Here is an 8,326-nt window from a genome sequence, read left to right as displayed (position 1 = left end):
GTCGTCAGCTCGTGTCGTGAGATGTTGGGTTAAGTCCCGCAACGAGCGCAACCCCCATCTTCAGTTGCCATCGGTCCGGCCGGGCACTCTGGAGAAACTGCCGGTGACAAGCCGGAGGAAGGCGGGGATGACGTCAAGTCCTCATGGCCCTTATGGGTAGGGCTACACACGTGCTACAATGGCGGTGACAGCGGGCAGCAAAGGGGCGACCCAGAGCTAATCCCGAAAAGCCGTCTCAGTTCGGATTGTACTCTGCAACTCGAGTGCATGAAGGTGGAATCGCTAGTAATCGCGGATCAGCATGCCGCGGTGAATACGTTCCCGGGCCTTGTACACACCGCCCGTCACACCATGGGAGTTGGCTTTACCCGAAGGCGGTGCGCTAACCGTAAGGGGGCAGCCGACCACGGTAAGGTCAGCGACTGGGGTGAAGTCGTAACAAGGTAGCCGTAGGGGAACCTGCGGCTGGATCACCTCCTTTCTAAGGATGCCGGCGGCAGCCCGCTCCCCGATAAATTGCCGGGGCGGGGCTCTGCCAGCGTACCTTACAACCCGCCGGGCGCCGGCGGGCCGCCGTCTGCGTATCCCTTTCCACCGTTTCCCGGCTTCGCCGGGCGGTCCGTGAAGCGGGCGCGTCCGGCGAAGTCCTTTCGCCTGGGTGCAGGCTGAATTGCGGCCAGGCCGCGGGTTCGCAAGCGCCGGCTTGCCGGACTGTGCCGGGCCCGTAGCTCAGTTGGTTAGAGCGCACGCCTGATAAGCGTGAGGTCGGTAGTTCAAATCTACCCGGGCCCACCATGTTTCGCCTTCCGCAAGGCGCGCCGGGGGCCGTAGCTCAGTCGGGAGAGCGCCTGCTTTGCAAGCAGGAGGTCGTCGGTTCGATTCCGATCGGCTCCACCAAATCGAACGCCGGATTTTCCGGCGCGAGGGGAAACGGCATTGGTTGGCGAATGAGTTTTCGCAATTCCGACCGGCGCGGCGATCGTCCGCCGGTCCGGTTCACTGACATCGTAAATCAGGTAGTAAAGCTGGCCGCGCCAGTCCTCGTCGGCCCGGTTTCCCCGGAGAGATTCCTGGGAAAACCGGATTGAGGGGGCTGGTTGCGATCGCATCATGTGGAGAGCCGATCTCCTGCGGGGTGCGTGGCTGACGGTTCCCGGGTTCCTCCGGGGCTTGCCGGCAGCGACGGCGTTTTCCCCTGCATGTGACGGTTTTCCGATCGAACAAGCGCAAGAAGGGCGTTTGGCGGATGCCTTGGCGTTGAGAGGCGATGAAGGACGTGGCACTCTGCGATAAGCCGCGGGGAGATGAGAGCAATCTTTGATCCGCGGATTTCCGAATGGGGAAACCCACCCGTAAGGGTATCCTGCTTGCAGGAGGCAAACCCGGGGAACTGAAACATCTAAGTACCCGGAGGAAAGGACATCAACATGAGACTCCCCTAGTAGTGGCGAGCGAACGGGGACCAGGCCATTAGCAAACTGTTCAAACTGGAACCGTGCTGGAAAGCCGGACCATAGCGGGTGACAGTCCCGTACAGGTAAACGGACAGGGCGCTATCGAGTAGGGCGGGACACGTGAAATCCTGTCTGAACATGGGGGGACCATCCTCCAAGCCTAAGTACTCCTCAACGACCGATAGCGAACGAGTACCGTGAGGGAAAGGTGAAAAGCACCCCGATTAGGGGAGTGAAAGAGACCCTGAAACCGGACGCCTACAAGCAGTGGGAGCCCCCTTCGAGGGGTGACCGCGTACCTCTTGCATAATGGGTCAGCGACTTGATCTGTGTAGCGAGCTTAAGCCGCTAGGCGTAGGCGCAGCGAAAGCGAGTCTGAACAGGGCGACGAGTTACATGGATCAGACCCGAAACCTGGTGATCTAGGCATGGGCAGGCTGAAGGTGCGGTAACACGCACTGGAGGGCCGAACCCACCGATGTTGAAAAATCGGGGGATGACCTGTGGCTAGGGGTGAAAGGCCAAGCAAACCAGGAAATAGCTGGTTCTCCGCGAAACCTATTTAGGTAGGCCGTCGGGTGTATGCCTGCGGGGGTAGAGCACTGGATGGGCTAGGGGGGCGCGAGCCTTACCAAACCTAACCAAACTCCGAATACCGTAGAGCACTGCCCGGCAGACAGACGGCGGGTGCTAAGGTCCGTCGTCGAAAGGGAAACAGCCCAGACCGCCAGCTAAGGTCCCTAAATCATGGCTAAGTGGGAAAGGATGTGGGACGACCAAGACAGCCAGGAGGTTGGCTTAGAAGCAGCCACCCTTTAAAGAAAGCGTAACAGCTCACTGGTCTAAACAAGTTGTCCTGCGCCGAAAATGTAACGGGGCTCAAGCCATGTACCGAAGCTGCGGATGTTCTCAGGTATCAGTTGCCAGGAATCAGGAATCAGTGTGGTGGAGCTAGATGATCCACTCGTTTGAAGACTTGGAAGTATTCAAGCGGGCCTACAGGAATTCTCTCGCGATCCATACTGAAAGCCTAAACTGGCCTCAGATCGAACAGCATGCTCTGGCAAGCCAAATTCGTCGGGCGAGTAAGTCGATACCGGCGAATATCGCAGAAGGATTTGGCAAACAGCGCGTTTCCGCCAAAGAGTTCAAACGCTTCTTGATGATTGCGTTGGGCTCGACCGAAGAGATGCGCGTCTGGTGCAGATATGCCTACGATCTGGGCTATATCGACAAAGCGTCTTGGGACGAATGGCGGAGAGAATACCGCGAGATCGCCAAGATGCTGCAGGGATTGGCGAATACGCTGGATAACCGGCGTTATTCTGATCCCTGATTCCTGACATCTGATACCTGTTGAACATGGTAGCGGAGCGTTCCGTATGCCTGCGAAGCGCGCCTGTGAGGGCGCGTGGAGGTATCGGAAGCGAGAATGCTGACACGAGTAGCGATAAAGAGTGTGAGAAACACTCTCGCCGAAAGCCCAAGGGTTCCTGCGTAAAGCTAATCTGCGCAGGGTTAGCCGGCCCCTAAGGCGAGGCCGAAAGGCGTAGCCGATGGGAACACGGTAAACATTCCGTGGCCTGTCAGGAGTTGACGAAGGCCGAAAGCTGTCCGTCCTTATCGGATTGGTCGGGCAGCCTGGGACTTCCAGGAAATAGCCCTGACGTTAGACCGTACCCCAAACCGACACAGGTGGGCTGGTAGAGCATACCAAGGCGCTTGAGAGAACGGTGCTGAAGGAACTCGGCAAAATGCCTCCGTACCTTCGGAAGAAGGAGGACCTCGCCCGGGCAACCGGGCCGGGGTGGCACAGACCAGGGGGTAGCGACTGTTTACTAAAAACACAGGGCTCTGCGAAGTCGCAAGACGACGTATAGGGTCTGACGCCTGCCCGGTGCCGGAAGGTTAAGGGGAAGGGTGCAAGCTCTGAACCGAAGCCCCGGTAAACGGCGGCCGTAACTATAACGGTCCTAAGGTAGCGAAATTCCTTGTCGGGTAAGTTCCGACCTGCACGAATGGCGTAACGACTTCCCCGCTGTCTCCAGCACCGACTCAGCGAAACTGAATTCTCCGTGAAGATGCGGAGTAGCCGCGGCTAGACGGAAAGACCCCGTGCACCTTTACTACAGCTTCGCACTGGTATTAGGACCGTCATGTGTAGGATAGGCGGGAGCCTTTGAAGCGCTGGCGCCAGTTGGCGTGGAGGCATCCTTGAAATACCGCCCTTAACGCTTCTGATATCTAACCGCGATCCGTGAACCCGGGTCCGGGACCGTGCGTGGCGGGTAGTTTGACTGGGGCGGTCGCCTCCCAAAGAGTAACGGAGGCGCGCGAAGGTTGGCTCAAGCTGGTCGGAAATCAGCTGTGGAGTGCAAAGGCATAAGCCAGCCTGACTGCGAGGCCGACGGGCCGAGCAGAGACGAAAGTCGGCCTTAGTGATCCGGTGGTCCCGCATGGAAGGGCCATCGCTCAACGGATAAAAGGTACGCCGGGGATAACAGGCTGATGACGCCCAAGAGTCCATATCGACGGCGTCGTTTGGCACCTCGATGTCGGCTCATCACATCCTGGGGCTGGAGCAGGTCCCAAGGGTACGGCTGTTCGCCGTTTAAAGTGGTACGTGAGCTGGGTTTAGAACGTCGTGAGACAGTTTGGTCCCTATCTGCCGTGGCTGTACGAGACTTGAGAGGAGCTGCCCCTAGTACGAGAGGACCGGGGTGGACGTACCTCTGGTGTACCTGTTGTGGCGCCAGCCGCACCGCAGGGTAGCTAAGTACGGACGGGATAACCGCTGAAAGCATCTAAGCGGGAAGCCTCCCTCGAAACGAGGTCTCGCCTGAGAGCCGTGGAAGACCACCACGTTGATAGGCCGGGTGTGGAAGTGCAGCAATGCATGAAGCTAACCGGTACTAATCGCTCGATCGGCTTGTTCTTTCCCCGGTCCTTTTCGGGCCGGGGCGGAAAATCTCACATGCAGCGGAAAGCGCTGTGTCCCCCGTGCGGCGGTCGTTCCCGATTGCCGGCAGGGGCCGGCAACGCTGCAGACCGTCTCTCCATGCGACGCCGCGCGGCCGGCCCCCGATTTGCCCGGGGAGCCGGCGGCGGCGAATGCGATCCTGCCAGCTTTTCGGCTTTCGGTTTGCCGCTGTCGTACGGCAACTGTACGCGTACAAACTCGTACGGCAGCCGGCACCGGCTGCCCTGTGTTTGCATGGCCTGGTGGTTATAGCGAGGGGGAAACACCCGATCCCATCCCGAACTCGGCCGTGAAGACCTTCAGCGCCGATGGTACTGCGTCTCAAGGCGTGGGAGAGTAGGTCGCTGCCAGGCCTTGCAAGCACAGGGGGCCGCCAAGGTGTCGGTCGATTCCGGCGGCTGTCAGCGGCCGGTAAATCCCGGCCTGGCGAAGCCGTCCGCCATACGGGCCGATCGCGGCCCGGCTACCTGATTTCGATGCGCGAACCTGATTTCACCCGGAAACCGGATCGGCTATTTTGCGATAACCGTCGGAAACCGGGCCAGGACGCGGGGTGGAGCAGTCTGGTAGCTCGTCAGGCTCATAACCTGAAGGTCGCAGGTTCAAATCCTGCCCCCGCAACCAAAGAAGCCCCTGAAAACGTTGTAGTTTTCAGGGGCTTTTCGATTCTCGGACCGGGGCACATTTTTGCACGGTCAACACATGATCAACACGGGAGCTTCGGCGCGAATCGCTCGTTCTCCGCGCAAGTGTCCGGTCTGACCGCGCCGGCGGGTTGCCGAGGGCCAACGGGAAGGGCTCGGGCGGAGGCGGGCATTCCGGCGGGCGACAACGGGTTCGCCCCGGGTCGGTCATCCGTTACGGTCAGCAACGCCTGACCGATGCCGCCGCAACGCGATCGCGCCCTGCGGAATACGGGCCTGCGGAATGCGGGATTGCCGTTCCCGGCCGAACCGGCTGGCGTCCGGCGGGCTCCGGGAATAGCCTGTCAGCCGTCATGCAGGATGCCCCCGCCGTATCGGTATCGGAATCGCAGGTCCCGGAAACGCGGGCCGGAGAACCGCGGACCGGAGAAACGCCGACCGGGGCAATGGACCACTGGACGGGCCGCCTTGCGCTCGCGCTCGGCTTCGTCCTCGTCGTGCTCGGCATGGCGAACAACCTGCCCAGCATTCCGGGACTGCTCGAACTCGTCCAGGCGGTGCCCGGCCTGGAGGGCATTCCGCGCCTCAGCAAATACAGTTCGGAATTCTTCTTCCCGCTGATGTTCACGCTGATGATGGCGGTCGCGCTGCTGGTCGTGTCGTTCGGCCGCGACTGGGCCGGCCGGTCGCCCGCGAGGCGTGCGTTCGGCATCCTGCTCGACCTGACGATGCTCGCCGCCATCCTCGGCACGGCGGTCGTCTATCTGATCGAGCACGAACAGGTCTGCCTCATCGACGAGATTACCGGCGAGCGCGCCCGGCTCATGGCCGAAACGGCCGCGCGGGCCGCCGAGTACAGGGAAATCTTCGGCATCGACCCGGTCGAGGAGTTTCCCGACTGCCAGTCGAACCTCGGCAACTGGATCCTGCCTTTCCTGCTCGCTGCGCTGGCGGTTTTCTTCATCTACATCGTCAAGGCCTGGGGATTTCCGATCATCGCGGTCGCCATCGTGATCGGGCTCTATACGGTCCTGTCCTCGGCCGCGTGGTATTTCGAATGGAGCGGCAACCGCTACCTGACCACGTCCATCGGCACGGAATCGGACGGCGTCCGGAACTATTCCGCCGGCGTCATCGGCGCGCGCAACGCCATCATCCAGGAATCGAACAGCATCCTGGGCCGGTTCCTCAGCGTCATCGTCAATATCGTGTTTCCCTACGTCGTGCTCGGCGCTCTGTTCGCCGCATCGGCCGGCGGACAGTCGCTGATCAAGCTCGCCTTCCGGGTCACGCGGAGCCTGCGCGGCGGCCCGGCGCACGCCGCCATCGTCGGCTCGGCGACCTTCGGCACCGTCTCCGGCGCGCCGGTCGTCAACGTGCTGGGCACCGGAACCCTGACCATCCCGATGATGATGCGCACCGGCTTCAAGCCGACCTTCGCCGGCGGCGTCGAGGCGGCCGCGTCGAGCGGCGGGCAGATCATGCCGCCGGTCATGGGCATCGCGGCCTTCGTGCTCGCCGCGCTGTCGACCGTGCCCTATTCGCAGGTCATCGTCGCGGCCTTCCTGCCGGCGCTGGCATACTTTTTCAGCCTGTTTCTCACCGTGGTGTTCGAAGCCCGGCGCACGGGGATGGCCGCCCTCGGCCGGGATTCCGGGGATCACGAACTGACGCGGAGAGACTGGACGAACCTGTTGATGATCGCCGGGCCGATCCTCGTCATCCTCGTCCTGCTGCTCAGCACCAAAGACGGTATCGGCACGGGCGTTCTGGCGTTTGTCGCAGGATACGATCCGGCCTCCGGGGAAGCGCTTCCCTGGTTTCTCGAGGTCGTGAAGAACGCGGCCGGCGATCCGGATTCTGCCGGCTTCTGGGCCGTCGTCCTGCTGATCGCCCTGCTGTTCCTCGATCCGGAGATCCGGCGCGCCCCGGCGCGGGTGATCCGCGCCCTCGCCGACGCCGGGCTGGTGATCGCACAGCTCTTCCTGCTGCTCGTCGCCGTTGCGGTCATCGACGTCTGCATCAGCTTCACGAGCATCACCGGGATCCTGACCATCGACATCCTGAACTGGCTCAAGACGATTTCGACCTTCAGCCTGTTCGGCCATGAAGTGGTCGTCGGCGGTTCGGTCTATCTCATGATCGCGCTCGTCGTCGCCATGTTCGCGACGATCCTGCTCGGCATGGGGATGCCGACCCTGCCGGCCTATGTGAACGTCATCCTGATCATCGGTCCGTTGCTGGTCGCGCTGGGCACCTCGCTGTTCACGGCGCACATGTTCATCTTCTACTTCGCGGTCGCGTCGGCGATCACGCCGCCGGTGGCGATCGCGGCCTTCGCTGCGTCGACCATTTCGAAAGCCGAGCCGCTGTCCACGGGGTTTGCGGCCGTTCGCGTCGGCATCGTGATGTTCACCATCCCCTTCGTCTTCGCCTTCTATCCGGAATTCCTGCTGATCGAGCAGGCTCAGATCGCGCAGTCGCTCGACGGCAGCATGAGCGCGGAAAAGACCTGGCTGCCGGGCTATGACGGCACGATCGATTTTGCCGGCCTGGCCTGGCTGGTCTTCCGGCTGGCGGTCGCCCTTTACCTGGTGGCGAGCGCGCTGAGCCGCTACGACCGGGCGCGCCTTTCGACCGCCGAGATCGTGGTGCGGCTCGCGCTGGCGGTTCTGGTGCTCGTGAAAATGCACGACGTGGCCATCGCCGCCCTTTGCGGCGCTGCCATCCTTCTGGCGTTCCACCATCTCGGCCTGCTGCGCAGGCGCGGCCCGGCCGGGTCCGGAGGTCGTGCGCGATGACGGCGCCGGAGCGGACCGATACCCTCTATTTCGAGGATTTTGCGCCCGGCACGCTCTTCGAATGGGGCGCGACGACCGTCACCGAGGAAAGCATCGTCGCGTTCGGCCGGGAATTCGACCCGGTGCCCATTCACACCGATCCGGCAGCCGCGGCGCAGAGCGAATTCGGCGGCCTGATCGCGAGCGGCTGGCAGGTCGCCGCCCTCATGCAGCGTATGCAGTATGAAGGCTACCTCAAGCGCGCGGCGCTGATCGCCTCGCCGGGTGTCGACGGCCTGGAATTCCTGCGCGCGGTCCGCCCCGGCGACCGGCTCTCGCTGCGCGTCGAGGTGGTCGAGTGCCGCCGCTCGCAGCGCCGGCCTGATCGCGGGCTGGTGCGCGTGCTGGCCCGTCTTATCAACCAGGATGGCGAGACCGTGCTCTAAAAGCGCGGCAAATCCTATTTCC

2 protein-coding genes, 3 tRNA genes and 3 rRNA genes are annotated in these 8,326 nt (G+C 62.1%); all 8 read left to right on the top strand.

Going from position 1 to position 8,326, the window contains the following annotated elements:
• Positions 1-481: ribosomal RNA gene (locus OXM58_17150) — 16S ribosomal RNA — on the top strand; the annotation flags it as partial.
• A 237-nt stretch (positions 482-718) separates the two neighbouring features.
• Positions 719-795: transfer RNA gene (locus tag OXM58_17145), tRNA-Ile, on the top strand.
• Positions 796-821: 26 nt separating this feature from the next.
• A tRNA-Ala gene (locus OXM58_17140) sits at positions 822-897 on the top strand.
• A 321-nt stretch (positions 898-1,218) separates the two neighbouring features.
• A 23S ribosomal RNA gene (locus tag OXM58_17135) occupies positions 1,219-4,391 on the top strand.
• 281 nt (positions 4,392-4,672) lie between these two features.
• Positions 4,673-4,787 (top strand): 5S ribosomal RNA (gene rrf / locus OXM58_17130).
• Between the two features lie 194 nt (positions 4,788-4,981).
• A tRNA-Met gene (locus OXM58_17125) sits at positions 4,982-5,058 on the top strand.
• A gap of 466 nt (positions 5,059-5,524) precedes the next feature.
• On the top strand, positions 5,525-7,879 hold the full coding sequence (locus OXM58_17120; protein ID MDE0150086.1) for a TRAP transporter fused permease subunit: 2,355 nt from the start codon (positions 5,525-5,527) through the stop codon (positions 7,877-7,879).
• Positions 7,876-8,304: a MaoC family dehydratase gene (locus OXM58_17115; protein ID MDE0150085.1), complete on the top strand. Its 429-nt coding sequence runs from the start codon at positions 7,876-7,878 to the stop codon at positions 8,302-8,304. Before OXM58_17120 ends, OXM58_17115 begins: the two co-directional genes overlap by 4 nt.
• Positions 8,305-8,326: the final 22 nt, after the last annotated feature.

Source organism: Rhodospirillaceae bacterium, from assembly GCA_028819475.1.
Lineage (GTDB): Bacteria > Pseudomonadota > Alphaproteobacteria > Bin65 > Bin65 > Bin65.
The sequence above is the reverse complement of the archived record's forward strand: the minus strand, read 5'-3'. Positions and strand labels throughout refer to the sequence as shown.